Genomic DNA, 25,224 nt, shown 5'->3' on the forward strand with positions numbered 1-25,224 from the left:
CCAAGGCCGCATCGTGACGCCGCCGCCTATCAGCTACTGCGTACTGCCGTCGTCGAGTCCGGCGATGACTCTGACGTCTGCTTCGGACATGTCCAGGATCCCGGCGATCAGGCGGGCCTGCAGCAGATTCGGGTTGTGCCCACGGCGGAGCATGTGGATGGTGGACATCGACAGTCCGGTGGCCCTGGCCATCTCCCTGACCGGAATCCCGCGCAGGTCCATCAAGCCGGTAAGCATCCGTCCGAACGGATGTGGCTCCGACCGCCCGGCAGGGGCAACGGCCGGGCCGATGACAACGTCACCGATCTTGACTTGGAAGCGGATCAGCCGGTCGCCCGTGAACCCGACTTTCGCGACGAACGGCAGGCTCTCACCGTTGCCGGAGGCTACCGCTCCCGGGATCGACACCTCGGCGAACCTTACGGCGGGATCGCAGCGGTGATCCCCGGTCTCTGCGGGAAGTCCCGGCTGGACGCGGTCGACTTTCCAGTCGCGGTTCCACCACGGAAGGTCCTGCAGCACCTCGTTGAAGAAGGGCGGCAGGACGGTCATGTCCACTGGGTCCGGAGGATTCTTCTGACCTCCCCATATGACACCGGGCCAGTACCTCAGTGCCGCGATCACGTCCGCCGTCAGCGCGCGATTGGCAGTCTCCACGGCCACACTCTCCCCCGGTCGACGGAGCAGTCTCCCATGACCAGGCAAACGTTGTCTGATGCGGCACTAGTGCCGCATCAGACAACGTTCGCCTCCTCTGGGGGTCGACTGATAGTCGGCCAGAGGGCCACATCTGGTGGTCGTGGGAACGGAACTGTGGTGGCCAGTACTCGCGTAGGGTGCTTGGGTGTTCAATCGGCTTGAGATCAGCGTGTTGCCACCAGGCCCCCGATGGGCTGCCCAATTGTCTTTTCGGATCGATGGTGAAGAAGTGGTGGCAGCCGCGATTGGAGAGGGCGGCCGCGGCCCGTTTGTCGAGGAGGCATTGCCGGTCGATGGCCAGGGTCCCCTCTGGGCGACCGCCGAGGGACGACGTGTAGTGCTGGGTGAGCCCGAGTGCACGGGCGGATGCTGTGGCTACCTGTCCGTGTTCGTGCAGCGTCACGGCGGGATCGTGGAGTGGTCCGACTGGCAGGTGCCCGTTGATGAGGCGCGCCCTGCGGCCTTTCACTTCGACGCCGATCAGTACGACGCCGAACTGACCCGGGCGCTGACTGCGTTTACCTCGTGTTGTCTGCCGCGTGGGTGGTTCCCTGCGCGGCGGTCCAGACCAGAATGATCACGTGGCTGGACGTGTACAGGTTCGTGAGATCGATGACAACGAGGGCCGGCGGCTGCTGCGGATCATCCGGCGGGGCACCGGGTCGGTGGTGACCTGGCGGCGGGCCCAGATGGTGCTGCTGTCCGCGCAGGGCATGCCGGTGGCGAGAATCGCCGAGGTGTCGTTCACCAGTGACGATCGCGTCAGAGACGTGATCCACAACTTCAACACCGACGGCTTCGACTCGCTGTATCCGAAGTACTCCGGCGGTCGGCCGAAGACATTCACGCTGCCGGAACGACGCGAGATCAAGAAGATCGCCAAGTCCAAGCCGCCCGAGCACGACCTGCCGTTCTCGACCTGGAGCCTGACCAAGCTGGCGGACTTCCTGGTCGCCGAGGGGGTGGTCGACGACATCAGCCACGAGGGCCTGCGCATCCTGCTCCGCGAGGAAGGCGTCTCCTTTCAACGCCTGAAGACCTGGAAGACCTCCCGCGATCCGGACTACGCCACCAAGAAGGCCCGCGTCGAACACCTCTATGCGATCGCCGACGGCGAGGTCATACCCGAGGTCGGTGAGCCCGAAGTCATCTTCTGCATGGACGAGTTCGGACCCCTCAACCTGATGCCCCACCCGGGCCGGCAGTGGGCCGAACGCGGAGGCAAACACAAGGACCCCCACCGCGAGCCCCGGCGACGGCGCCGGGCGACCTACAACCGCTACGGCGGGGTGCGGCACCTGTTCGCTGCCCTGGACCTGACCAAGGGCAAGCTCTACGGCCACATCAAGCCACTCAAGAAGCGGACCCAGTTCCTGGAGTTCTGCCGCTACCTCCGCACGCTTCACCCACCAACGGTGCGGATCGCGATAGTCAGCGACAACTTCTCCCCGCACCTGACCACGAAGAAGTGCCAGCGCGTCGCCACCTGGGCAGCGGCGAACAACGTCGAGATGGCCGACACCCCGACGAACAGCTCCTGGCTCAACCGCATCGAGGCCCAGTTCACAGCCCTGCGCTACTTCACCCTCGACGGCACCGACCACGCCGACCACAAGGAACAGGGCAGCATGATCCGCCGCTACATCATCTGGCGAAACCGCCACGCCGACGACCGGCGCCTACGCGCCATCGTCGACAGGGCGAACGTTGCCTGATGCGGCACTAGTCGGTGTCGGTGGCTGCCAGCACCGCGATCCCCTGCCCGTCCGGGTGCAGAGCGGCGACGGCGAGGTCCCATGCGACTTCGTGGAACCACGAGGAGCTCGGGGCGATACGGAGCCAGGTCGTTCGCCCGGCCTCCTCCGCCACCCGGGCGAGCGGCATGTCCGCCGGGACGCCGGTCAGACCGGCGAGCGAGTGCCAGGCGGCGAGCCGCCCGTACGCCCCATGGAGGCCGGAGCCGTACGCGGGTGCCCTCACCGCGGCGGTGAGGAGCATGCGGAACACTGTGTCCGGTGTGGCCGGGTGCGGTTCGGCAGGACCCTCCTCCACCGGCCAGGCGGTGAGCGGCAGCCGTTCCAGAACCGCCGGGAAGTCCTCGGCCCGGACCGGGTCCGGGGTCCAGAACTCCTGCGCCGCGATCTTCCCGTTGGACTGGGCGCACCAGTGCTGTACTGCGGCTCCCGCGGCCTCGGCATGGGCGGGGCCGCTGATCTCCGTCAGGTCGACGGCTGCCGTGCGCTGCCGCATCGACGCGGAGGCCTTCAGCGGCTGCGTGGCGAGGGGGGCCGTGTACCAGGGCGGCATCGTCCAGGTCCAGCCCTGCCCCGCGTTCGGGGGACGACGCAGCCCGGACTCCAGGGGCAGCAGGGCCGGCGGGAGCGCGCCGAGCGGGTGCCCTTCGGCGACGAGCGACGCCGCGCGGGCGGAGAATCCGGGAAAGCTCTCCAGCGGGGCCCCGGTGAGCACGTACTCATGAACCAGGCACGCGGTGAGTTCCCCGGAGTGGACCGAGGCGTTCCCCTCGGCGAAGACAGTACGTTCGACGTCCTCGATCCGGTGCCCGTGGGCAATCAGCAACGCGAGTCGCCGCTCGGCGAGGACCTGCTCCGTCGCATCGGTACTCAGCGACGCCGGTACCCGCAGCAGCTCACGGAGGCTGTCCGGTCCCGGTTCAGCGGCCAGGGCCCGCAGAACGTTGCCCAGGACCGACCCGTAGTTCTCGCGGGAGTCCGCTCCGGACGCCCGGGTGGCGAGCTCGGCACCCAATTCGCCGGCCCATCCGCAGTCGCCTGCCGAGACGCGCGAACGGATTTCCCTGCCGAGGGCGGAGATGTCCGCCGGGCCTGCCGCGGACAACCCGGCCACCGTCCGGGACAGTTCCGTGTTCACCCCGAGGAACCTCGTTTCACTTGATGCGCCGATGACTTGGCCGACGCCTAGGCGTCGGCCAAGTATAACGGAGCCTATTCGGCGACTACTTCGTTACGGCGATCGGGTAGGCACTGAGAATCTGGTTGGTGTCGGGATTGATGGCGAACTGAATGTGGTCCTCTCCCTTCGTGCCGACCACCTTGTCCATCGGAATGGTGAACTTGAAGGAGTCGTTCGGGTCCGTGATGGCCCGCCCCTTCCTGATCCACGCGTCGTCCAGGAGGTCCAGGAGCTTGATCGGGTCGATCTCGGTGAACACGGTGTGCGTCGGCCGGTTCGGGTCCGCAACCGTGTGCGCGAGAATGTGGTCGATCTTGTGCCCGTGCTTCCTGTCCGCACCGTAGATCAGGCCCCCAGGCGACATGAAGTTGCCGTCGCCGAGGTCGGCGAAGGCCACGGGGCAGGTCGCGTTGTGCACGAGCAACGGGGTCTCACCGGCGAGCACGTAGTAGGTGTTGATGTCCTGCACCGACAGGTTGAACACCTGCTGGACCCGGGTCTCACCCCGAGTCCCCATGACGGTCGCGTTCTTCCCTTCGGGCGTGCGCAGCCGGTCTCCGGCGACGAGATCCCCGGCGTTCACCCAGTGCTTGCGGTTGGCGGCCCAGACGGGGTGCCCCGCCGTGGCCGTGAACGTGCCGACGGCGTCACCCGCCGAACCGTCCTCGTCCACCGTGACGGTCACCAGGCTCTTCAGGCCCTTGCTGGTGAACACGTTGTCGACCGGGCGCTGTCCGGTCTTCTGCGTGACCGGATCCGTGGCGAGGACCCGGTCCCCGACACGGAGGTCCTTGATCGGCTTGGTGCGGCCGTCACCCATCAGGACGGGTGTCTGCGGAGTGAAGCTGTTGCACTTGCGGAGGGCCTTGCTGCCCTTGCTGAACAGCGCCTTGAAGAAGCCGCTGGCCTTGTCGCCCCACTTGCCGAACTTGACCGCGCTGGCACCGTACCCGAGGCCCGGAATCGCGGACGCGCACGACAGCGCGGCATCGCCCAGGGCGTCCGACTTGCCGGACGCGGCCTCTCCCCCGTACCAGGCGCAGTTGGCACCGTCGGCTATCTCACCGAAGCCGGGGATGAGCCCGAGGACGTCGAGCGCGAAGTGACCGCCCTCGGAGAGGATCGCACCCCAGTCGATGTCGTCGCTCTCCGCCAGCCACTTGTTGAAGTCCTTGACCTCCTCCCGGTACTGCCGGGCCTCCTCGCTCTTGAGCTTGGCCTCCTCCTCGGCCTGCTTCTTCTGGACCGCGACGATCAGCGCGTCCTTCCACGCCTTCTCGGCGGCGGCGGCGTCCTTGCCCGCGGCCTCCGCGGAGGCGCGCGCGGCATTGGCCGAGGCCCATGCGTTGCTGGCGGACCTCTGAGCGCCGGCGGCGGACCTCTCTGCCTGGGCGGCTGAGTTGGTCGCCCGCTGTGCGGCGTTGTGAGCCTGGGCCTCGGCGTCGCGGGCCGTCTTGGCGGAATTGGCCGCCTGCGCGGCCGAAGCCTCGGCATCCTGCGCGGACTTGCGGGCGTCCTCGGCGTACTGGCCGGCCTTCGACGCCGACTCCGAGGCCTTGCGCGCGTGTTCCTGCGCTTCCGCGGCGGCCTTGCGGGCCTCGGCGGCCACCTTGGCGGCCAGCGAGGCGTTCTTCTGCGCCGTCGCGGCGACGCTCGCGGCGCCCGCGATCAGCCGCTGGACGCGTCCCACGTGGGTGACCGTCAGCAAGTCCGCGCGCGTCGCGCGGTACTGCCCGACCTCGATGAAGTCGTGCAGCATTTCGGCGGGGCCGGCGAGGGCGATCTGGGCGGCGGCCTTGAGCTCGGGGCCACCGCTCTCCATGAGCTGGACGGCACGCACGCGCTCGTCCGTCCTCCGGGCGCTATAGTAGCCCTTCGCGACGAAGTCCCGCAGCGCCTCCATCGTGCCGTCGTCCAGAGCGGCCTGGGCGTCCTTCTTGACGTCCGGTCCGGCGCCGTTCATGAGCTGGACGACCCTGATGCGGTAGTCGGTGGCGGCCGCCTGGTGCTGTCCGGTCTCCAGGAAGGCGCTGACGGCGGAGGTGTCCTTGCCGAGCGCCGCCTGTGCGGCCGTCCGCACCGCGTCATACTCCGAGTCCCAGGCAAGCTGGGAGACTCGGTCGAACTCATCGATCCGACGTGCCTGTTCACGGCCCGCACGGACGTACTCGACGACCTCGCTGTCGGAGCCCGACAGAGCGACCTCTGCGGCCGTGGCGCCCGCGGCGCGTGCCGTTCTGGCCATGTGCAGGGCGATCTTGCGGGCCTTGGGCGCGGCGGCGGCGACATCCACGTCCGGCTGTGAGACCTCCGTGGCGAGTTGCTCGGCCTCCCGGTCGTTCTCCTTGGCCTGGGCGACCGCCTTCTGCGCGGCGGCCCTGCGCTCGTCGACGGCGGCCTTGGCCGTCTTGGCCTCCTCCAGGGCGGTGGTGGTCCGGTCCGCCAGTTCTGCGGCTTCCACCTCGCGCGCAAGGTCGAAGGTGACGCGGGCCTTGGCCACAGCGGCCGTCGCCGCGTCTGCGGCGGTCTTGGCCGCAGCAGCGTGCTTGGTCGACTCGGTGGCGGCGGTGGCCGCGTCCCCGGCGTGATCGGCCGCCTTCTTGGCGGCGGCCGCTGCCTTCTCGGCGTGGTCGGCGGCCGCGTTGGCAGCGTCGCGAGCCTCGAAGGCGGCCTTGGCGGACTTGGCCGCCAGAGACTTCGCCCGCGCGGCGGCGGCGCTGGCCGCGGCCGCTTGACGGCGCGCGTCGGCCGCTGCGGCCTTCGCCCGCTGCGCCTGCGCGCTGGACACGTTCGCGTGGCCGCTGGCCGCCTCGGCGGCGGCTGCGGCGGCGTCCGCGTGCGCTCCGGCGCCGGTGGCGGCATCCGCTGCCTTACCCGCCTCGGTTGCGGCGGTTCCGGCGAACTCAGCGGCCTTGGCTGCCTTCTTGGCTCCTTCCGCGGCCTTGAGGGCTCCCTCGGCCGCGGCACGTGCGGCGGACGCCTTGCCGGCGTCGGTGGCTGCCGCGGCGGCGGCGTTGCGGGCGTTGGACGCGGCCTGCGCGGCCGCGGCCGCTGCGGACGCCGCCTGCGATGCGGCGTTGGCGGCGATGCGAGCAGATGTGTTCGCGGCACGCGCCGAACTGATGGCTTCCTGCGCGGCCTTCGCGGCCCCGTTCGCCGCGTCCGCTGCGCGCCCTGCGGCGTTGGACGCCCGCTTCGCGTCGTCCCGGGCGGCTGTGGTCTCCGCCGCAGCGGTCTCCGCAGCCTGCTTGGCGAGCTTGGTGGCGGCGATCGCCCGCGCCGAGGCCTCCTTGGCCGCCTCGGTCTCCGCCTTGGCCTGACGGCCGGCTTCCTCGGCCAGCGCGACCAGTTCGGAGATGGTGGCGAGCTCCTGGTCACGCCCGCGCGCGATGTGCTGACCCACGAGCAGGAACTCGCGTACGTCCTGGATGGAACCGTTCATCGCGGTCTTGGCCGCCTGCTGCACGGCAGGTCCGCCGGTGCTCAGGATCTGGACGACGAGGACACGGTCGTCCTGATCCCGGGCCGCGTACTGCCCTTCGGCGATGAACGCGCGCACGTCTTCGATGGTGCCGTTCAGTGCCTTCGTACCGGCGGTCTTCACGCCCCGTCCGCCGGCGGAGACGAGCTGGACGGCACGGACCCGCTGGTCCTCCTCGAGCGGCGCCTTCCAACCGTCCGTCAGGAACGCGGTCAGGTCCGCGGGCGATCCGGCCAGTGCTGTCTGCGCGGCCTCACGTACGGCGCGGCCTCCGGCCGAGAAGATCTGAACCGTCTCGACGCGCGCGTCGCTGAGTCGGGCGATCTCGTTCTCGTGGTCCAGGAACTGGCGTACGTCGGCGTCCGAGCCGAGCAGGGCCACCTCGGCGGCCGCCTTGACTCCGGGCCCGCCCGACTTCCACAGCTCCATCACCCGACCGCGGTCGGTCGCGGGAAGGTGGTCCCACTCCTGGGACTCCCCGCTGTCTGCGGCAACCGCCTGCCCGGCCCAAGGACTCGGACCGACGAGTCCTACAAGGAGCGCCAGCAGCAGGCTCAGGCACAGGGCGCCGAGCCCGACCCGCGGTCCACGACCGCGCGCCGACCGCCCGACGGCGGCCCCGCCCGGCTCGGGGAGCGCCGCCCGGCCCTCGCCCGGTCCTCGCTGTCTCTCTATCAATTTACGTGCTCCTTCGATTGGTTCGCATTGTGACGGAGCGAAAGGGTTGGCACACTTTCCTCACACCCGTGAAGATGGCGAACCGCACGCAAGGCACACCAACGACCGTTCAGAGCCATAAAGGCAGCAAACTGCCCTGAAAGGCGTTGTGTTGCCATCCCCCGGAAGGCCTTCCCCCTCAATCCCGCGTATACTACCTGCGGCAACCACTCGCCCTCACCTGCCAATTGGCCAAAATGTGACTCCAGTCACGTTGACGTTGCATCGCGATGGGATACCTTTCCTTCACATTCTCCCCAACTGCATTCCTGGGGATACCTCGCCAACCGGGCACCGCCCGGCCAGACGAATGGACAAAACGTGGCGTTCCGCCTCCGAAGAATTCTGATCCCCTCGCTCGCGGGCGCCGCCACCGCCGCACTGGGCTTCTCGACGCTCGCCGTCGCCAACGCGGTGTCTCCTGACGAGAAGGCGCAGCAGGGCGTAGCGGCCGCGGCGGACGCTCTGCCGTACGCGATCGAGGACTTCGCCTACCCCGGTGCCGACAAGATCGAGCAGACCCGTGGGCTCAAGCTGTTCAAGGGCGACGGCCACATCATCCTGGCCACCTGCGACGAGACGCCCGATCAGATCCGGATTTGGAGCCGTCAGGGCGACGAGGGGTCGAGGTTCTGTTTCCGTGCGACGGCGAGCAGTGGTTTCCTGACGCTCGAAGTACCGCAGGTCTTCGCCGTCCAGACGTCGGACCGCCCCGTCAGCGCGGATCTCTCCAGCGCAGGCAAGACGAAGACCGTGGACGTGGCGAAGGACACGCTCCAGGGCGTCGGAGAGGGTGTCGAGGGGGCGGACACCGTACTGGTCGAGCTCCGCGTCACCGGCTGAGGCTCCCGGTCCGTCCCGGTGGCGTCCTCGCACAGCAGCCTGCCGGCCCGGAGGGGCTCGGCAGCTGAAGCGGGGGAATGGCAGACGAGCCGACCGGTACGCCGGGTTCTGTCTCCCCGGCCGCCTCACGGCGGCCGGGGAGACGGCCATCCATCTAGCCTCGCTCTTTCATGAAGCGGGCTGTCCGGCGGGTGGTCAGGTAAGCGAAAAGTACCTCTGACCAGCAAGAATGAGAATTGCCGGGGTCCTTGTTCCTGCCACCGTCGGAGGCTTCTCAGGTGAAGAAGCGTATCGGGTCCTATCCACGCGTCCGCATCGAGGGCGGTGGCCGCGGGGTGGTGTCCCAGGCCGGGGCCGTGCTGCTGGTCGAGACCGTCCGCAAGGCCGGGCTGGACCAGGCGATATCGGCAGCGCTTGCGCCGTGGCGACGTCCGCGGGCGGTGCACGATCCGGGGAAGGTCCTGCTGGGCGTGGCCCTCGCGGTCGCGGCGGGGACTGCCTCGCGGATGTCGGGATGCTGCGGGCCGAGCCGTCCGTGTTCGGGCTGGTGGCCTCCGACCCGACGGTCTCCCGCCTCATCGACACCCTTGCCGCGGCTGGGCCGAAGGCCCTCTCCGCGATACGGGCCGCGCGGGCAGAAGCCCGCGAGCGCGTCTGGAACGTGGCCAAGAACGCGGCGCCGGACGCCTCAGGGCAGGTGATCGTCGACTGGACGGGGTGCTTGTGCTGGCCCACTCCGAGAAGCAGGACGCTGCCGCGACCTGGAAGAAGACCTTCGGACACCATTCGCTGATGGGGTTCGTCGATCACGGAAGCGGTGGGAGCGGGGAACCTGTGGCCGGCCTGCTCAGGCCCGGCAACGCGGGTAGTAACACCGCCGCCGATCACATCAGCCCCGGCCTGGACGGCAGCGATCGAGCCCGGCGGCGAGATCCGGGACGGGGCCTGGGTCGCCGAGATCACCGGCGACTGCCTAAAGGGCTGGCCGAAGGGAATGCGGCTGATCGTCCGGAAGGAACGGCCCGACTCTGGTGCCCAGTTGCGCATCACCGACGCTGACGGACTGCGGCTGACCTGCTTCGCCACCAACACCACCGACATGCCGATCGCGGCACTGGAGCTGCGGCACCGCCAGCGAGCCCGAGCTGAGGGCCGCATCCGGGCCGCGCGGGCCACCGGCCTGCGCAGCCTGCCCCTGCACGACACCGCGCAGAACCAGATCTGGCTGGAGATCGTCCAGCTCGCCCTTGATCTGCTCGCCTGGATGCCCGGCTCGGCCTGACCGGCAAGACCCGCAGGTGGGAGCCCCGCCGTCTCCGGCTCCGCCTCTTCTCCGCCGCAGCCCAGATCGTCACCACCGCCCGCCGCCGGCACCTGAGATTCACACGCCACTGGCCCTGGACCGACGTGATCACCGACGCCCTGGCACGGCTCGAAACTCTCCCGAACCCCGGCTGACCAGCACGTTCTCGTCCCTGCAACCAGCACCACCCTGACCGCGCCCGTGGAAACCCGGCGCCCACCCGACGCGACAGCCGGGCCATCAGCGCGCCCACCACCGACCCGAACAACCGAAACGGCCCGCCGAAGAAACTGGCGGACCGTCACGAAAGATCGAGGCTGCCCTCGCCGTTTCTGTTGGGGTGAGGCCGGTTGCTGGCCGTGAACGCGAAAGTGCCTTCCGAGCTGGGACGATGAACCTTGTCGAGGGGTTCTGTCGGGCCAGGTGGAAGGCACTTTCTGCGTGCAGTGTATCGGTTTGCGTCCCAGGCTTCATGTCTCTGCTGACGGTGCGGGGGTGGTCGGTCATGCCGGGGCACGGCTACTGGCTGATCTCGCCGATGTCACTGGACTGACCAGCTCGTACTCCACCGCGCTCGGACCGCTCCGGCCACGAGGTACTGGTCATGACCCGGGCCGGATCGCGACCGACCTCGCGGTGATGGTGGCTGCCGGCGGCGAGACCATCACGGATCTGGCCACGCTGCGCGACCAGCGCGAGGTGTTCGGCCCCATCGCCTCGACACCGACTGCCTGGCGGCTCCTGGCCGCCGTCGACGAACGCGTACTGGACCGCCTGCGCTCAGCCCGCGCTCAGGCCCGGGAAGTGGCCTGGCTGCAGGCATCCGAGACCCGCTGCGGCATACCGGCGGCAAAGGCCGGCGGACGGGAACTGCCCGGCCTGGTCCTGGACATCGACGCCACCCTGATCACCTGCCACTCCGAGAAGGTCCAGGCCGCACCCACCTACAAAGGCGGCTTCGGCTTCCACCCCCTGCTGTGTTTCCTGGCCAACACCGGCGAGGCCATGTCCGGGCGCCTTCGGCCCGGAAACTCCGGAGCCAACACAGCCGCGGATCACATCGCGGTGCTGGACGACGCTCTCGCACAAATCCCTGACGCCCACCGGCACGGCTCCGACATCCTGATCCGCACCGACAGCGCCGGATCCGCGAAAGCCTTCCTCACCCACATCCGAGACCTGCGAGCACGCGGAATCCGCACCTTCTTCTCGGTCGGATACGCGGTCACCGAGCCGGTCCGCCGCGCGATCCGGGCCCTGCCCGAGCAGGTCTGGCACCCCGCCCTGACCAGGACGGCACCCTCCGTGAGTCCGCCGAGGTCGCCGAGCTGACCGGCATGACCGGCCTTGCCGGCTACCCGGCCGGCACCCGCATCATCGTCCGCCGCGAACGCCCCCACCCCGGAGCCCAGCTCTCGCTCTTCGACCAGGACGAGGGCCTGCGGCACCAGGTCTTCCTCACCGACACCCCGTTCACCGCCGGCTCGGCCCAGTTCCTGGAGGTCCGCCACCGCGGACACGCCACCGTCGAGGACCGCATCCGGTGCGGCAAGACCACCGGCTTCGGCCGCTCCCCCTCCCGCCGCTTCGGCGTCAACGCCGCCTGGCTCGAACTCAGCCTCGCGGCGATCGACCTCCTCACCTGGACCCGCATCCTCCTGCTGGACAGCCAACTCGCGGCTGCCGAACCCAAGAAACTCCGCTACCGGATCCTGCACGTCACAGCCCGAATCACCCGGGGCAGCCGCCGCCTCCGCCTCCGGATATCGGCGACCTGGCCCTGGCGACATGAACTCATGGCCGCATTCCACCGACTGGCCGCACTACCCCGCCCCGCCAGCTGACCCGCCGCCCCCGCCCACCTCGACCCAAGGACCTCGGAGAACCCGACCCCGCGTCGGGCCCTCACCATGCCCACCAGCCGACCCAGCCTCAAACAACCTCGCTCAGCCGCCCAGCAACCTCAACTGAAACAGCGAGGCTGACATGGCGGGCCCGCGGGATTCTGCCGGAACTCGCCGTCGGCTGCACACCGGGGGAGGGACCCGTGATCAGCGAGTCGGTGTGCCTCACTCGCGTCGAGCGTCTGGTCGTCGATCTCGCCCCGGCCACGGGAGCCTGGTTCATCCCGCAGCACGCGGCATCGGCCTGTGCCCGGACGAGAACCGACCGCCGGCCCGGGGTGGCCGACGGTCGCCCCCGTACGACGGGACAGCCCGCCTATCCTGCGGGGATGACCCAGCCCATCGAACTCGTCATATTCGACTGCGACGGCGTACTCGTCGACAGCGAACGCATCGCTGTGCGCGTGGACGCACTCGTCCTGGCGGAACTGGGGTGGAATCTCACCGAAGCCGAGATCGTCGACCGGTTCATGGGTCTGTCGATCCGGTCGATGACGCGGCAGATCGAGGACCACCTCGGACGCCGCCTGCCGCCCGACTGGGAGGAAGAGTTCGCGCCTCTGTACCAGGACGCGCTCGCCGCCGAACTCACGCCCGTCGAGGGCATCGTGGACGCTCTCGACGCGCTCACGCATCTCCCCACCTGTGTGGCATCCAGCGGGAGCCACGACAAGATGCGCTTCACGCTGGGGATGACCGGTCTTCACCCCCGCTTCGAAGGCCGCATCTTCAGCGCCACCGAAGTCGAGCACGGCAAACCGGCCCCGGATCTGTTCCTTCACGCCGCGCGAGAGATGGGGATCGCGCCCGCGGCGTGCGCCGTGGTCGAGGACAGTCAGTACGGTCTTCGGGCGGCCCGGGCCGCGGGCATGCGAGCCTTCGCCTACGCCGGGGGGCTGACGCCCGCGGACCGGCTCGAAGGCCCGGACACCGTCGTCTTCGACGACATGCGCAGACTGCCCGGACTCCTCGCGGATCACTGACCGTCACCTCGTCGCTCCACGGCATCAGCCACTGTCGCCGTCGAGTCAGGGAGAAGCGACGGTCGGCCTGGCGGGGTCGACCGTCGCTCTCGTGCTCGGGTCTTCTTCCCGGGGCAGGTCAGCTCCCGCCCGCCGGAAGGTCCCGCTTCACGAGGTTCGTCGAGCGCCGGAAAGCGGCGGCCTTCCCCTGAAGCAGGCGTACGCCGGCCTCTCAGGTCGACCAGACCACCTTGCCCTCGTGCACGATGACCACCTTGGCGTCGGGCCTGAGGACCATCGTGGCGCCGCCGAAGTCATGGGTCTTGGAGGCCCAGATGGGGCGGTCGTCGCCGTTGTGGATGACCAGGTTGCCGTCCGGCTGGAAGATCGCCCGGTGGTTCTCGCCGAAGGTCATGGCGGCCCAGATCGGCTTGTTCTGCTCGTTGTAGACGACCAGGTTGCCGTCCTGCTGCATCGTCATGCGAATGCGGTTGGTCGCCCAGGACTGGCCGACCCCGATGGAGCTGGTCGCGGAGACCGTCTGGGTGCCCCAACTCGGCTTCGGGGCCGCCTTGGGCTTCGGTTTCGGTGAGGCCTTCGGCTTCTCGGCGGGGGCGCTCGTCCTGGGCGCGGGCGCCGGCGCGGCTGCCGCGGGTGCGGGGGCGGCCTTGGGCGGGGCGGCCTTCTTCTCTTCCGTCGGCGACGGCGACGGTGTCGGCTTCACCGCCACGTAGTCGTCCAGGGCCGCCGGGGCCGACTCCGGATCGAGGACCGTGTCGGCGCTCCCCGCGACCGGTGTGGTGGCGGGGCGCCGGGGCTCGTCGTCGGCGCTGCCCATCAGCAGCACGGGTATCGCGACCAGCGCGGCGCCGACGAACGCGGCCCCTGCCAGGACCGGGGTGCGGGGGCGCCCCTTGTCGGCAGCGGTGAGGGTCCTGGTGCCCGGCTTCGCGTCGACGGCCGCCGCCACCGCGATGCCCTCCGTGCGTCCCTCGGGTGCTTCGGTGGTCCGCGTCGTGGACGACGCCCCGGACGAGGCGTCGGGTGCCGGTGACTCCTCGGTCGGAGTCGGGGGCGTGGCGGTGGTCGCGGCCGGAGCCCGCGTGTTCTCGGTCCCGGCCGAGGTGGCGGGCTCGGTGGGGTGCTTTTCGGTGCGGGCCGAGGTGGGCTGCTCCTCGGTTCCGGCTGTGGTGGCGGGCCCGGTCGGGGGCTTCTCCGTGCCGGCCGTCGTCGTGGCCTCGCTCCGGAGGGCTTGCGCCTCGGCCGGGGCGGCGGACGCCGGGGACGCGGGGCCGGGCTCCTCCGCGGCGGGTGACGGGGGTGCGGCGCCGGACTTCTCCGTGGCTGCCGGCGCGGACTCGGTTCCGGGGGTGGGGGGCTCGGCGGGCATGTGCTGACTCCTCCTCGGGGGCGAGCCCAACGTAGCCCGTCGGGGGAGCGGGAGACGTCACTCGCCTCGATACGCCGGTGCCGCTTTGTCATCCCACGCCGCGCCTGTCCCGGAACGTTCCCCACTCGGGCGGCAAACGGGCAGGCAGAAGGCCTATACGGGCCTGCTGTCGGGCCCCGTTGACCAGGGCTCGTATGACATCCTGTTGAGGCCGTCCGGTACTCAAAGATTTGTACGGAGCCAAGAGTTCAGGTGGATGCCTCCCTCGTGCCGGAAGCCGTGAAGGACGCCGCGCGCCGTGCGCCCGGCCACTGGATCGGGATCGTCGATCCGGAGTGGACCCAGGCCCGGACGCCGCCGGAGTGGGCCGTCCTGGGCGAGTGGCAGTCGGACGGGAGCGGGGGCGTGGGCGAGTACCGCGCCAACCCCGCCTACCGCCCATCGGCCCGGGCCCTCGGCTGGCCGGAGCCCACCGATCCGGTGGACGCGGCTGCCCAGCGGGCCGCCACCGGGTACGGCACGGTGGACGAGGCGCTGGCCGCGCTCGCCGAGGCGGACGTCACCGTCGTACGCGGGCCGGACGGCGGGACGCTCGTGGCCGCGGGGCGGGACGGTGCGCCGGTGGTGCTCCTGTTCACCTCGCCCACCCACGCGTTCATGTCCGCGGCACTTCACCATGACACCGTGTCCGCCCGGGAGCTGGCCGGGTCCCTGACGGAGACCGGCGCCCTGCTGCTGGTCAACTCCGCAGCCGCGGCTCCGCTGCTCGTCCCCGCCGACAGCCTTCCCGGTGCCGTGAGTTCCGCCCCGGCGACCGCGGCCGCCGGCCCCGACACGACCGAACCCCGGCCCCACACCACAGGGAGGACCCCGTGACGCGTACGTCGTCCCAGCAGACCCCCGTCTCCGCTCCCGTACCGGCGAAGCCCGAAGCCGAGCCGGCCGAGGCCGCGGAAACGGAGAGGGTCTCCGAGAAGGCGGAGAAGGCCGAGAGTGCCGAGGAGGGCCTTGAGGCCGCCAAGGCCCCGGAAGGGGACAAGGCCAGGAAGCTCGCAGAGGCCGCAGAGGTCCCGGAGGTCGGGAAGGCGGAGGCGGGCGAGGGCGGTGAGCGGGGCGAGCGCACCGGTGCCGACGCCCCCGAACCCCGGGCAGATACCGCCGAGGGCCACACCGCCTCCGGCCCCGAGACCGCCCCCGGCTCCGGCCCCGAGACCGCCCCCGGCTCCGATGCCGAGACCGATCCCGGCGCCTCCGCCGCCACGCAGAGCCGGCTCCCCGCTCTCGTACGGACCATGACCGCCACCGCCATCGGGCAGCCGCAGCAGGAGGCGGGGCCCGTGGGACGGCCGGGCAGGGCCGCGCTCGCGGGGGCGGCGGTCGTGGGTGCGCTGCTCGTGTCGGTGCCGTTCCTCGTGCTCGCCGGGAACAACGACGACGGGCCCGAGCGGACGAACGCCGCCGGGGCCGGGACCGTCCTCGACGGGAGCGGACCGGAGGCGCCGGGCGAGTTCGCCGTCACCGCGCCCGACACCGGTGCGCCCGAGGAGGACCGGAAGGAGAAGGAGGAGAAGAAGAGCGAGGAGAAGCCGGAGAAGGCCGGCAACCCCGCGCCGGTCGTCCCTCCGGCCGACAGCGGCAAGGAAGCGGCGAAGAAGGACGACGGTCCCGAGGACACCCCGAAGAAGGCCGACGCGCCCGAGAAGAAGCCCGAGGCGAAGAGCGGCGACGCCGAGAACCAGTCCGCCAAGGCCCAGCCCGCCGTCACGTTCAGCGGGCCCGTCTCCTTCCGCAGCCACCTCTCCGGCCGCTGCCTCGACGTCCCCGGTCACAACTTCAACGACGGTCAGCCGCTGTTCATGTGGGACTGCAACGGCGCCGACGCCCAGAAGTGGCGCTTCGGATCCGACGGCACGATCCGGGCCAAGGACAAGTGCCTGGACGTGGCCAACGCGAACTTCAGCAACGGGACACCCATCCAGCTCGCCTGGTGCAACGGCTCCGCCGCCCAGAAGTTCACCCTGAACGGCGCCCACGACCTGGTCAACACCGTCGTCGGCAAGTGCGTCGACATCCCGAACCACAGCAAGGGACGGGGCCCGGAGACCTACCTGATCCTGTGGGAGTGCACCGGGCTCGACAACCAGAAATGGAGCACCTGACCCGGGCGCACGGAGCGAGACATGATGGGATCGCCGGAGAACCGAACCGCGTCTTCGGCGAAGAGCGGCGTCCGGACAGGACGCCGCCGTAGCAAGGAGGTTGGTGCGTGTCGCGCCAGGTACTGACGGTCGGCCCCGAGGACCGCTTTTCCACGATCGGTGAGGCGCTCGCCGCCGCCCGTACCGGTGCGCTCATCAGCGTCCGGCCCGGGACGTACGCGGAGAACCTGGTGATCCACACCCGGGTGACCCTCACCGCCGCCGAGGGACGGGGCACGGTGGAGATCCGGCCGCGTTCGGGCAGCGTCGTCGCGCTGCGCGCCGATGCCGTCATGTTCTCGGAACTCACCCTGCGCGGCGGGGACTCCGAACTGCCCGCCGTGGACGTGCGGCGCGGACAGGCCGCGTTCGACGGGTGCGAGATCGTCGGCGCCGCCTGGACCGCGATGCTGGCCGGCGGAACCGGCTCCCTCGCGCTGCGGGACTGCCGGGTGAGCAACCCGCAGGGCGCGGGCATCGTCGTCACCTCCACCACCCCCACCACCGTCGAGTCCTGCACCCTCGAACACCTCGGCACCAGTGGCATCGTCCTTGCCGAGCAGGGCGAGGCGCGCGTCCGCGACTGCACGGTGCGGGGCGCCCGGGGCAACGGGCTGCTCGCCAACGGCGAGACCCGGGGCACCGTCGAGGACTGCGACATCTCCTCCACCGACAAGCCCTCCATCGCCCTGGAGGGGGACTCCGCCGTCTCCGTCGTCCGGACCGTGGTGCATGACACCAGCACCGGTGTCCATCTGAGCAGCGCGGGTCGTACCACCCTGGAGGACGTCCGTGTCACCGGCGCCTCCGGCAACGGGATCGTCCTGGCCGTGGGCACCGATCCCGTACTGCGCCGCTGTCGTGTCTCGCGCGCACGCGGCCACGGCCTCCTCGTCACCGACCGGGCGCGCGGCACCTTCGAGGACTGCTGGGTGGACGGGGCGCAGGGCGCCGCGCTGCGGGTGGCCGGGGCCTCCTCCCCGGCGCTGACCGGCCTGACCGTCCGCGACTGCGAAGGCACCGGGCTGCTCCTGGAGGAGGACGCCGCGCCCGAGCTGGACCGCCTGGAGGTCATCGGCTCCGCGCCCGCCGTCGCTCTGCAGGGCGGCGCCAACCCCCTGCTGCGCCGGGCCCGGCTGGTCGAGCCCGCCGGTGACGGCATCGCCGCCGCCAAGGAGGCCCGGGGCCGCGTCGAGGACTGCGAGATCGTCCGGCCGCAGGGCGCCGGTGTACGGGTGGCCTCCGGCTCCACCCTCTACCTGGCGGGCGGCGGGGTCTCCGACACCGCCACCAGCGGACTGGTCGTGGAGGACGGCGGCAACGTCACCGTCCGCGACTTCCGCGTCGAGGTCTGCGGTGAGGACGGTGTGGTCGTCGCCGCCGGCGGTGAACTGACCGCCAACCGCACCTCCGTCCACGCCCCCAAGGGCCACGGCTTCCTCCTCCGCGAAGGCGCGCTCGCCTCGCTCAGCGGCTGTGAGGCGAGCGGGGGCGGCCAGGACGGCTTCCGGGTGGAGTCCACCGCTCCGGTCTCGCTCGTCAACTGCACCGCCCGGGAGAACGAGGGCGGCGGCCTGGTGCAGACCGCGCCCGGCGAACGGCTCGCCGTGGACGGGCTGAACAGCGTCGGCAACGGCAAGCGCGACGCCTGGGGCAGCGGCAGCGCCGAGAACACCGATCCGGCCGGCTCCGGCGCCGCCGACGCGCCCCCGCCGGACCGTGCCGACGGCCCGCTCGGCGCGCTCAACGCGCTGATCGGCCTGGAGAACGTGAAGCAGCAGGTCCGCACCCTGGTCAACCTCACCCAGCTGGCCCAGCGTCGTGAACAACTCGGCATGCCCGCACCGCCGATGAGCCGGCACCTGATCTTCGCCGGCCCGCCCGGCACCGGTAAGACCACCGTCGCCCGCCTCTACGGGGCGATCCTCGCCGAGCTCGGTTCGCTGCGCAGCGGCCACCTCGTGGAGGTCTCCCGCGCCGACCTCGTCGCCCAAGTCGTCGGCGGCACCGCCATCAAGACGTCCGAGACCTTCCAGCGGGCGCTGGGCGGGGTCCTGTTCATCGACGAGGCGTACACCCTCACCGCCGACAGCGGCAACGGCGGCGCCGACTTCGGCCGCGAGGCGGTGGACACCCTGCTGAAGCTCATGGAGGACCACCGCGACGACGTGGTCGTGGTCGCGGCCGGATACTCCCGCGAGATGGAGTCCTTCCTCAGCTCCAACCCGGGCCTCGCGTCCCGCTTCTCGCGGACCGTCGAGTTCGAGAACTACTCCGTGCCCGACCTGGTCGCGATCATGGAGAGCATGTGCGGCCGGCACCAGTACGAGCTGGGGGAGGGGACGGCCCAGGCACTCGCCGCCCACTTCGGGGCCATGGACCGGGACGCCGGCTTCGGCAACGGCCGTGCCGCCCGCGGGGTGTTCGAGGAGATGGTCGACCGGCAGGCGATCCGGCTCTCCGCCCAGACGCAGGTCAGCGAGCACGATCTGCGGCTGCTGCTCCCCGAGGACGTCTCCGCCACCGCCGTCGCCTCGGCCGCCGAGACCGCCGCACCGGCCGACGACCCGCTCACCCGCCTCGGCGACATGATCGGACTCGCCGAGGTGAAGCGCGAGGTCGCCGATCTGGTCAACCTCATCACCACCGCCCGCCACCGCGCCGCCGCCGGGCTGCCCGTTCCCACCCTCAGCAACCACCTGGTCTTCACCGGCCCGCCCGGCACCGGTAAGACCACCGTCGCCCGCCTCTACGGCGAGGTGCTCACCCAGCTCGGGGTCCTGGAGCGCGGCCAGCTGGTCGAGGCCGCCCGCGCCGATCTCGTCGGCCGTTACATAGGCCACACCGCCCAGTTGACCCGGGAGGTCTTCGAAAAAGCCCGTGGCGGTGTGCTGTTCATCGACGAGGCCTACACCCTCACCCCGCGCGGCCAGGGCGCCGACTTCGGCCAGGAGGCGGTGGACACCCTGCTGAAGCTGATGGAGGACCACCGCGACGAGGTCGTCGTCATCGTCGCCGGATACACCGACGAGATGGAACGCTTCCTCGCCTCCAACCCCGGCCTCTCCTCCCGCTTCCCGCGCCGGATCGCCTTCGCCGACTACTCCTCCGAGGAACTGGTCACCATCGTGCGCGCCCAGGCCGCGGCCATGGGGTACGAGTGCGGCCCCGGCACCGGACCCCTGCTCAAGGAGCACTTCGACGCGGTGCCCCGCGACCGGTCCTTCGGCAACGCCCGCCTGGCCCGGCAGGTCGTCGAGTCGATGGTCACCCGCCAGGCGGGCCGGATCAGTTCGCTGGCCGCACCCACGCTGGACGACCTGCGGATCCTCCTCCCGGCGGACGTGACGGCCGCGGCCCCGAAGGCGGTGCCCCGGTGAGGCCGTCCGCGCGGCGGGCCACCGGGCGGGCGGCCAGGCCGGCCCGTCTGCTGTACGGGGCCTCGCTCGCCGCCGCCCTGGTGGTGCCCGTGGCCGTACCCGCCCAGGCCGCACCCCCCTCCCGTACGCCGGTTCACCTCCCCGCCGCCGACGGGTCCAAGGGGCAGGAGCTGCCCGGGATGCCGACCTCGCTCGACGCGCGGGCCGAGGCCGTCGCCTGCACCCCCGCTTCCAAGGAGCGGGCGAAGAAGCAGGACTGGTCGCGCCAGCGCCTCGACCTGGACCGCCTGCACCGGCACACCACCGGGGCGGGGGTGACCGTCGCGCTGATCTCCACCGGCGTCGACCCCGGGGCGGAAGGGCTCGACGGCCGCGTCACCGCCCGGGGTGAGGCCGGCGACGACTGCGTCGGACAGGGAACGTTCCTGGCCGGGCTGATCGCCGGGACCGGCGGCCCCACCCCGCGCCTCGCCGGGGTCGCCCCGGACGCGAAGATCCTGGCGCTGCGCGGCACCGACCGGCGCGGGCAGCCGGACGCCGCACTCGTCACGGCGGCCGTCCGGGCCGCGACCACCGCCGAGGCCGACGTCATCGCGGTCGCGGTGGCCCTCCCGCGCAAGGACACCGCGCTCACCCGGGCCGTCGCCGAGGCACGCAGGGCCGGTGCGGTGGTGGTCGCGGCGGCCACCCCGGAGCCGCCGTCGCGCGGTTCGGCCGACGAGATCCCCTCCCGTACCTACTGGCCCGCCGGTCAGCCCGGCGTCCTCGCGGTCGCCGACATGCTGCCCGCCGGGGCCCGCCCGGACGGCGCGCTGCCCACCGAGGACATCGACCTGGCCGCCCCGGGCGCCGGGGTGGTCTCCGGCGGGCCGCGCGGGAAGGGGCACTACCTCGGCGGCGGCGTCGCGGTGGCCACCGCCTACGCGGCCGGGGCCGCGGCGGCCGTCCGCGCCGCCCACCCCGGGGAATCGGCCGACGCGGTGACCCGCCGCCTGACCGCCACCGCCTACCCGGCCGACATTCCCCAGCTGGACGCCTACGCCGCCGTCACCACGGTCCTCGGCGAGGCGGGCGCGCCGGCCGGCGGTGCGGAGCGGGCCACCGAACCCGTGGCCGTACGCGACACCTCCGACACCGACCGCGCCACCGGAAGGGCCGTCCTCTTCGTCCTCCTCGGATCGGCCGGTGTCCTCTCCCTCCTCTGGGCCGGATTCGCCCTCACCCGGGCCCGCGCCCGGGGCTGGCGTCCGGCGGGGGCGGGCACCCCCGACGGGAGCTGAACGCGCGAGGCGCCCCCCCCGCGTGTGAGGGCGCCTCGGGGCCGTGCCGCTCAGTCCTGTTCCACCAGGGCCGTCTGCACCAGCCGCGGCTTGCGGCGCTGGATGTGCAGCGCCCGGCCCGGAGGCAGGTTCAGCGGCTTGGCGTTGCCGAAGAGGCGGCCCTCCGTCGGCGGACACGAGAGCAGGACCGCCGGGTTGTTGGCCTCGTCCAGACGCCTGATCAGCCCGTCGCTCAGACCGCGCCCCGCGCCCATCGCGCTCCGCGCGACGACCAGGTGCAGTCCCATCTCGAAGCCCAGGGTCAGATGCTCGAAGAGCGGCTCGAACGGGCTCTGGAAGGAGTTGCCCGACACCATGTCGTAGTCGTCGACCAGGACGAACAGGCGAGGGCCCGTCCACCAGTCGCACCGGCGCATCCGGGCGGGCGAGATGTCGGCCCCTGGCACCCGGGTCTTCATCGCGCGGGCCGCCCCCTCGATGGTCTCGTTGAGGTTGTCCAGGGAGATGACATGCCCGATGCGGTACTCCTCGGGAATGGCGTCGACCAGGGTGCGGCGGTAGTCCACCGCGATGATCTTCGCCTCCTCGGGGGTGTACCGGGCGGTGATGCCCTGCGTGACGAGGCGCAGCAGGTTGGTCTTGCCGCTCTCGGTGTCGCCGACCGCGATGAGGTGCGGGGTCCGGCTGAAGTCGTGCCGGACCGGCTCCAGCGCGTCCTGGTCGAGACCGAGTGCGAGGCGCATGCCGCCGCCCTCCGTGGCCTCGGGCGGGGGGAGCTCGGAGACCGGCAGCCGGTGCGGGAGCATCCGTACCTGCGGGGCGGCGGGACCGGACCAGCGCCGGGAGATCTCCCCGACCAGGTGGGCCACGCCCTCGCCGAGGTCGTCGAGGCAGCCGCTGCCGTCCAGCCGGGGCAGACCCGCGAGGAAGTGCATCTTGCTGTCGGCGGTGATGCCGCGCCCGCCGGTGCGCGGCACCGAACGGGCCTTGCGGGTGTCGATCTCGGAGTCCATCGGATCACCCATCCGCAGCTCCAGACGGGTGGCTGCCTGGTCGCGCACCTGCGCGGACAGCTCCACCCAGCGGGTGGTGGTGATGAGCAGGTGGATGCCGTAGTTGAGGCCCCGGGCGGCGAGTTCGTTGAACTTCGGGATGAGGTCGTCGTAGTCCTGGCGGACCGTGGACCAGCCGTCGACCACCATGAAGACATCGCCGTAGGGCTCGTCGGGGAACTCCCCGGCGGCCCGGCGGCGCCGGTAGGACTGCATGGAGTCCAGCGTGTGGTCCACGAAGAACTGCTCACGCCGGGCCAGGAGCGCCATCACCTCGGCCACCGTCCGGTGCACCCGGTCCGGGTTGAGCCGCGCGGCGACCCCTCCCACATGCGGGAGCGCCGCGAGCTGGGAGAGGCCGCCGCCGCCGAAGTCCAGGCAGTAGAACTGCACCTCGGCCGGGGTGTGGGTGAGCGCCAGCGCGGCGATGAGGGTCCGGGCGAGGGTGGACTTGCCGCTCTGCGAACCGCCCGCGACGGCGACATGGCCGCCCGCCGCGGACAGGTCCACGACCAGCGGGTCCCGTCGCTGCTCGAACGGCTTGTCCACCAGGCCGACCGGCACCCGCAGCTTCCCGGTGCCCGGCCAGCGCGTGGCGATCAGGCCCCGCTCCTCGTCCGGCGCGATCCCGGGCAGCAGCGCGTCCAGCGGGAACGGCTCGTCCAGCGGCGGCAGCCACACCTGGTGGGCGTCGGGCCCGGAGCCGCGCAGCCGGTCCAGCGCCACGTCGAGCAGCGCCTCCTCGTCCTCGGCCTCCTCCGGCTCCGGCTCCGGGCCGGGTGACGCCTCCAGGGTGCGCGGCACCACCCACCCGCTGGTCCACGGAACCACCTGGCTCGCCACCCGGGCCTGCACCACCGCACCCGTCCTGCGCCGGTACGTCCCCGAGGAGTACGCGGCACGGAACCGGGTCAGGGCCTCCACCCCGGACTTGAGATAGCCGCTGCCGGGCGCTGCGGGCAGCTCGTAGGCGTCCGGTACGCCGAGCACCCCGCGGCTCTCCATCGCGGAGAAGGTCCGCAGCCCGATGCGGTACGAGAGATGGCTCTCCAGCTGGTGCATACGCCCCTCGTCCAGGCGCTGCGAGGCGAGCAGCAGATGGACGCCGAGCGAGCGGCCGAGGCGGCCGATCATCACGAACAGCTCCATGAACTCCCGGTGGGTGGAGAGAAGTTCGCTGAACTCGTCGACCACCACGAAGAGGCTGGGCAGCGGGGCCAGGTCGGCTCCGGCGGCGCGGGCCCGCTCGTACTCCAGCGCCGAGGTGTAGTTGCCCGCCGCGCGCAGCAGCTCCTGGCGGCGGATGAGTTCGCCGTGCAGGGCGTCCTGCATGCGCTCCACCAGGGCGACTTCGTCGGCCAGGTTGGTGATCACGGCGGAGGTGTGGGGGAGTTCCTCCAGGCCGAGGAAGGTGGCGCCGCCCTTGAAGTCGACCAGCACGAAGTTGAGCGTCTCGGAGGAGTTCGTCAGGGCGAGCCCCAGGACGAGGGTGCGCAGCAGCTCGCTCTTGCCGGAGCCGGTGGCGCCGATGAGCATGCCGTGCGGACCCATGCCGCCCTGCGCGGACTCCTTGATGTCGAGCTCGACCGGACGGCCGTCCACCCCCACCGCGATCGGTACCCGCAGCCGGCCTGACCCGGAGTGCCGGGCGAACAGGGTCTGCGGGTCGTGCCGGTGCAGATCGGGGATGCCGAGCAGGGTGGTCAGCTCGACATCGGTGTCCAGCGGCTGCGCGATGTCCGTGCCGAGGCTCATCCTGTGCGGGGAGAGCAGCCGTGCCAGCGACTCCGCGCCGAGCGGACCGAGCCGGTCGGGGCGGCCGAGCGGCACCGAACGCTCCTTGCGGCTGCGGTCGGTGCGCACCAGGTTCACCTGGCCGGGCCCCACGGTGAGCCGCAGTGTGTTGCGGCCGGGCCGCCAGCGCAGCGCCCCGGACACGTCCAGGATCAGGGCGTTGCGGTAGCCGTGCCCCTCCCAGCGGTGCCCCTCGGGGACGGCCACGCCGTCCAGCACGACCACCGTGTACGGCTCGTCACGGCCGGGCCGGGCGTCTGGGTCGAAGCCGGGGCGTTCGGCGAACTCGGCGCCGAGCAGGTCGTCCAGTTCGTTGAGGTCCGCGGTGATCCGGCGGGCCTGCCCCGCCCCGTCCTCCTCGTGCGGATCCAGGGCGTGCGGCAGCCACTTGACCCACTCCCAGTCGGCCCGCCGCTCGTCGCTGACGCAGAGGGCGACCCACAGCTCCTCGGGCGCGTGGAAGACCGCCAGCTGTCCGAGCATCGCCCGCACCAGGGCCCGTACGGCGTCCTGCTCCGGAGCCTGGACGCCGGGCGGCGCCCCGTCCGGCGCTTCCTCCGGGCGCAGCAGGATCCGGGCCGAGGAGCGCAGGTACAGCCCCAGCGGCTGCTCCGGGATGGTCGAGTAGGCCCGGATGAAGCGGCGCAGCGCGTGCGCGCAGAGCGGTTCGAGATCCTCCACCGGCCGGGTGGAGACGGGGCTGAGGGTGAGCGCCAGCTGCTGTTCGCCGACCGCCAGACGGACCTCGCCGAAGTCCTCGTCGGCGGGGCGGCGTTCCCACAGCCGTGACGTGCGGGCCAGCGAACGCAGCGAGGCCGGCTCCGGGTGGCGCCAGGCGAGCGCCCGCTGCTGCTCCGCGATGGTGGTCCGTACCCGCTTGCGGGTCTGGGCCAAGTAGCGCAGATAGTCGCGGCGTTCTCCCTTCAGGCGCTGTTTGCGCTCGCTGGAGCGGCGCATCAGCTGCCCCAGCAGCATGGCGCCGGCCGAGAGCGCCATGACGCCCATCGCCAGGTACATGAAGACGCCGTTCCCGCCGCCGGGGCGCAGGAACATCAGCATCATCGACACCGACATCAGGGCCATCGGCAGGTAGGTCCACACCGCCGAGGTGTCGGGCACGGTCTCGGCGAGGACGGGCGGCTCCTGGAGGGTCAACTGCCCCTCGGGCATCTCCGGCCCGCGCCTGCGGGCGGGGCGGCGAAACAGCACGACACTCAAGGAACAGAACCTCCGGTTCGCTGACTTTCGGGCCCGCCGAATACCGTGGCGCCGGGCAGGGGAAAGACC

At 71.4% G+C, this 25,224-nt stretch carries 13 protein-coding genes and 2 pseudogenes; 10 read left to right on the forward strand and 5 right to left on the reverse strand.

What is annotated here, in order from left to right:
* Positions 1–33 precede the first annotated feature (33 nt).
* Positions 34–657 carry a helix-turn-helix transcriptional regulator gene (locus tag KME66_RS30810; RefSeq protein WP_216328186.1) on the reverse strand — a complete coding sequence of 208 codons (624 nt, stop codon included), beginning with the start codon at positions 655–657 and terminating at the stop codon, positions 34–36.
* Between the two features lie 187 nt (positions 658–844).
* On the opposite strand from KME66_RS30810, the gene KME66_RS30815 reads away from it, so the two are divergent.
* Together KME66_RS30815 and KME66_RS30820 are read left to right on the forward strand one after the other, a co-directional pair.
* Positions 845–1,276, forward strand: coding sequence for a hypothetical protein (locus KME66_RS30815; RefSeq protein WP_253208518.1), 432 nt, complete (start codon positions 845–847; stop codon positions 1,274–1,276).
* A gap of 4 nt (positions 1,277–1,280) precedes the next feature.
* Entirely contained in the window at positions 1,281–2,414 is a 1,134-nt protein-coding gene (locus KME66_RS30820; protein ID WP_216328188.1) for an IS630 family transposase, read from the forward strand.
* 7 nt (positions 2,415–2,421) lie between these two features.
* Here KME66_RS30820 and KME66_RS30825 read toward each other — a convergent pair whose 3' ends face one another.
* Together KME66_RS30825 and KME66_RS30830 are read right to left on the reverse strand one after the other, a co-directional pair.
* Positions 2,422–3,591 (reverse strand): DUF6183 family protein, encoded by a 1,170-nt coding sequence (locus KME66_RS30825; RefSeq protein ID WP_216328189.1) that lies wholly within the window; start codon positions 3,589–3,591, stop codon positions 2,422–2,424.
* 85 nt (positions 3,592–3,676) lie between these two features.
* Positions 3,677–7,792: a polymorphic toxin-type HINT domain-containing protein gene (locus KME66_RS30830; protein WP_253208519.1), complete on the reverse strand. Its 4,116-nt coding sequence runs from the start codon at positions 7,790–7,792 to the stop codon at positions 3,677–3,679.
* Between the two features lie 360 nt (positions 7,793–8,152).
* Here KME66_RS30830 and KME66_RS30835 point away from each other — a divergent pair, with 360 nt between their 5' ends.
* From KME66_RS30835 to KME66_RS30850, 4 genes and pseudogenes are all read left to right on the forward strand, one after another.
* Entirely contained in the window at positions 8,153–8,674 is a 522-nt protein-coding gene (locus tag KME66_RS30835) for a hypothetical protein (protein WP_216328191.1), read from the forward strand.
* 278 nt (positions 8,675–8,952) lie between these two features.
* Positions 8,953–10,132: pseudogene (locus KME66_RS30840) on the forward strand (transposase).
* Between the two features lie 286 nt (positions 10,133–10,418).
* Positions 10,419–11,821, forward strand: a pseudogene (locus KME66_RS30845) (IS1380 family transposase).
* Between the two features lie 389 nt (positions 11,822–12,210).
* Entirely contained in the window at positions 12,211–12,864 is a 654-nt protein-coding gene (locus tag KME66_RS30850) for an HAD family phosphatase (protein WP_216328193.1), read from the forward strand.
* Between the two features lie 211 nt (positions 12,865–13,075).
* On the opposite strand, the gene KME66_RS30855 is transcribed toward KME66_RS30850, so the two are convergent.
* Entirely contained in the window at positions 13,076–14,233 is a 1,158-nt protein-coding gene (locus KME66_RS30855) for a mannose-binding protein (RefSeq protein ID WP_216328195.1), read from the reverse strand.
* A gap of 252 nt (positions 14,234–14,485) precedes the next feature.
* On the opposite strand from KME66_RS30855, the gene KME66_RS30860 reads away from it, so the two are divergent.
* The 4 genes from KME66_RS30860 to KME66_RS30875 all read left to right on the forward strand — a co-directional run bounded on the left by KME66_RS30860 (position 14,486) and on the right by KME66_RS30875 (position 21,091).
* Positions 14,486–15,109 (forward strand): type VII secretion system-associated protein, encoded by a 624-nt coding sequence (locus KME66_RS30860; RefSeq protein WP_216328197.1) that lies wholly within the window; start codon positions 14,486–14,488, stop codon positions 15,107–15,109.
* The gene (locus tag KME66_RS30865) at positions 15,106–16,392 is read left to right on the forward strand and encodes a ricin-type beta-trefoil lectin domain protein (protein WP_216328199.1); all 1,287 of its coding nucleotides are present in this window, start codon (positions 15,106–15,108) and stop codon (positions 16,390–16,392) included. The genes KME66_RS30860 and KME66_RS30865 overlap by 4 nt, the downstream gene beginning before the upstream one ends.
* A 107-nt stretch (positions 16,393–16,499) precedes the next feature.
* A complete protein-coding gene (locus KME66_RS30870) occupies positions 16,500–19,811 on the forward strand; it encodes a right-handed parallel beta-helix repeat-containing protein (protein WP_216328202.1) in 3,312 nt (1,103 codons plus the stop codon).
* Positions 19,808–21,091 (forward strand): S8 family serine peptidase, encoded by a 1,284-nt coding sequence (locus tag KME66_RS30875; protein WP_216328204.1) that lies wholly within the window; start codon positions 19,808–19,810, stop codon positions 21,089–21,091. The genes KME66_RS30870 and KME66_RS30875 overlap by 4 nt, the downstream gene beginning before the upstream one ends.
* A gap of 50 nt (positions 21,092–21,141) precedes the next feature.
* Here the strand turns inward: KME66_RS30875 and eccCa are convergent, their stop codons facing one another.
* The gene (eccCa, locus tag KME66_RS30880) at positions 21,142–25,155 is read right to left on the reverse strand and encodes a type VII secretion protein EccCa (RefSeq protein ID WP_216328206.1); all 4,014 of its coding nucleotides are present in this window, start codon (positions 25,153–25,155) and stop codon (positions 21,142–21,144) included.
* Positions 25,156–25,224: the final 69 nt, after the last annotated feature.

It is taken from the genome of Streptomyces sp. YPW6 (assembly GCF_018866325.1).
Classification (GTDB): Bacteria; Actinomycetota; Actinomycetes; order Streptomycetales; family Streptomycetaceae; genus Streptomyces.

What these genes read in the sequence shown, in the direction of transcription:
- KME66_RS30850 (WP_216328193.1), top strand. Translation starts at nt 12,211, where the DNA reads ATGACCCAGCCCATCGAACTCGTCATATTCGACTGCGACGGCGTACTC.
- KME66_RS30855 (WP_216328195.1), bottom strand. Translation starts at nt 14,233, where the DNA reads ATGCCCGCCGAGCCCCCCACCCCCGGAACCGAGTCCGCGCCGGCAGCC.